General features: G+C 62.4%; 1 protein-coding gene. It reads right to left on the reverse strand.

Features of this window, described 5'->3' with window-relative positions; translation table 11 throughout:
* On the reverse strand, positions 1-1,960 hold a 1,960-nt coding region (locus tag VIH17_13905; protein HEY4684329.1), incomplete at its 3' end, for an ATP-binding protein.
* Between the last annotated feature and the right edge of the window lie 255 nt (positions 1,961-2,215).

Genomic DNA, 2,215 nt, shown 5'->3' on the forward strand with positions numbered 1-2,215 from the left:
ACCGGGAGCGGAGGAAGCCGGCGATGATCTGCATGCCCTTATCGTGGAGCCGGCCGCTCAGGTTGGACTCGCGCTCGATGTTGATCAACCCGGTCTTGCCGAGCGCGGCCGAAGCGGTGATGCGCACGGGTTTGCCGAAGGCATAGCCGCCGATTTCGATCACACTCAAGCCGTTGACCTGGCCGACGCGGCTGCCAGCGGTGTCGATGAGCAGGCTGCCCTGCTCGATCATCTCGCGGATTTTTGTTTCGATCAGATTGTGGCGCTCGGTCTTCGCCTCGATGGCTTTGCGGACGTACTCGGCCGTAACTGGGGAGTCGCCGGATTCACGGGCCAGGTAACAGGCTTCGCGGGCGAGATCGGCCAGTTCAGAAAAGCGCGCGGTCACCTTGCCGCGGCGACCGGCCTGGCGGACACCATACTCGAGCATGGCAGCGAAGGCACCGCGATCAAAGGGGCACAACCCTTCGTCGTCGGAGAGCCGACGGAGACGGCCAGCGTACTGGAGAATGACCTCGTCGCCCATCTCCATCTCTTCGTCGAATTCGGCGCGGACCTTAAAAATCTTCTTGAAGTCCTCTTCATACAGGTAGAGGAGTTCGTAGATGTCGCGGTCGCCGATGAGGATGATCTTGACGTTAATTTCAATCGGCTCGGGCTTGAGAGCGGTGGCGCCAAAAGGGAAAAAGAGATCGAGCGGCTGAATCTCGAGCTTGCCGTGGTTGAGGGTGCGCTTCAGCGTGCGCCAGACCCCGGGTTCGGTGAGCGTGTCGAGCGCATACATGATAAGGAAACCGCCATCGGCGCGGAGGATGGAGCCGCCGCGGAGGTCCATGAAATCAGAGGTCCAGCCGCTGCCGCGGGAATCGTAGCTGCGCTGGATGGTGCCGAAGAGATTGGCGTAGGTGGGTGTGGTTTCGAAGATGACCGGCGAGGTGTCCTGTGCGTTGTGGGCGAGCAACACATTGACCCCGTAGACGCGGAACGGGTCGCGGTCAGACGTGGGCGAGCGAGGAGCGCCGTCGGGTGAGGCCTGCTGCTCTTCTTCCCCCTCGCGCTCCTTGAAGGGGTCAAGGTTGTCGAGCAGGTGGTGGCGTACCTCTTCCATGTACTCACTCACCTGCGCACCCGGGTATTTTTCCTTGAGCTCTTCGATCACGCCATCAACGAGGACGGAAGCGGCTTCCTGCTCGAGGTAACTCAGCTCGCTGGCCAGCTCGCGTGAAAGCGTCAGCGTCTTGCGGTAAACGACGGTAAATTCCTGGCGGAACGACTCGTACTTACGCTCGAGCTCCTCGGCGGCGACGGTCTCAAGCTTGCCTTCGTGGACGAGCTTGGGGATGTCCTCGATGGGCACCATCTGGCCTTCGAGCACGGGAAAAATTTCCGGCAAGGCGACGGCGCCTACCTGCATGTGTCCGAGCGCGAACTGCTCGCGGGCGATGCGGCGAGTGAAGTCGTCCATCAACTCCTTTTCGCGGGCGGTGAAGCGGTCCACGATGCGAGCCTTTTGTCGCTGGAAGGGCTCGCCCTCGAAGACCTGCGGGATGCGCCGCCGGAGAAACTCGATGCCGGACTGCATGTCCTTCTTGAAACCGCTGGCCTGGCCACGCGGAAGTGTGAGCAGGCGCGGCCGGTCAGAGTTTTTGAAGTTGTTGACGTAGCAGCGATCCGGGGCCGGCTTGATGCCGGGCTGGATTTCTTCAATCATGCGGACCATCATGCCGCCGCGGCTGGTGCCGGCCAGGCCGCACACGAAGACGTTGTAGCCGGGGGCGTTAAGCTCGACACCCATTTTGAGAGCGCGGATGGCGCGGTCCTGGCCAATCACGCCCTCGAGGGGTTCGGCCTGGGCGGTGGTCTCAAACGGAATGCGGGCGGGGTCGCAGCGCCAGCGAAGCTTTTCGGGAGTGAGTTCGGTTGGCGACGGGGCAGGTTGGGTGGCGGGTTGGGTTCCCATGGAGTTCTCCGCGGCGGCTACTCTAGCACAGCGGATAGGCTCGCCCAAGCCAGGCTCGCGGTGCGTTTTCTTCGCGCGAACTGGTTCAGCCAGTATTCTCGCCCTGGCGATAGGCCTGCAGAGCACCGGCGGCAGTGGCGATTACTATCGGACCGAGCACAAGTCCCAACATGCCGAACACGCTGATGCCGCCGAGTACGCCGATAAAAACGAGCAGCGCATTGAGCTGCGTGCGGCCGGTCAGCAGCCAGGGGC

The sequence above is a fragment of the Candidatus Acidiferrales bacterium genome, from assembly GCA_036514995.1.
Lineage (GTDB): Bacteria > Acidobacteriota > Terriglobia > Acidiferrales > DATBWB01 > DATBWB01.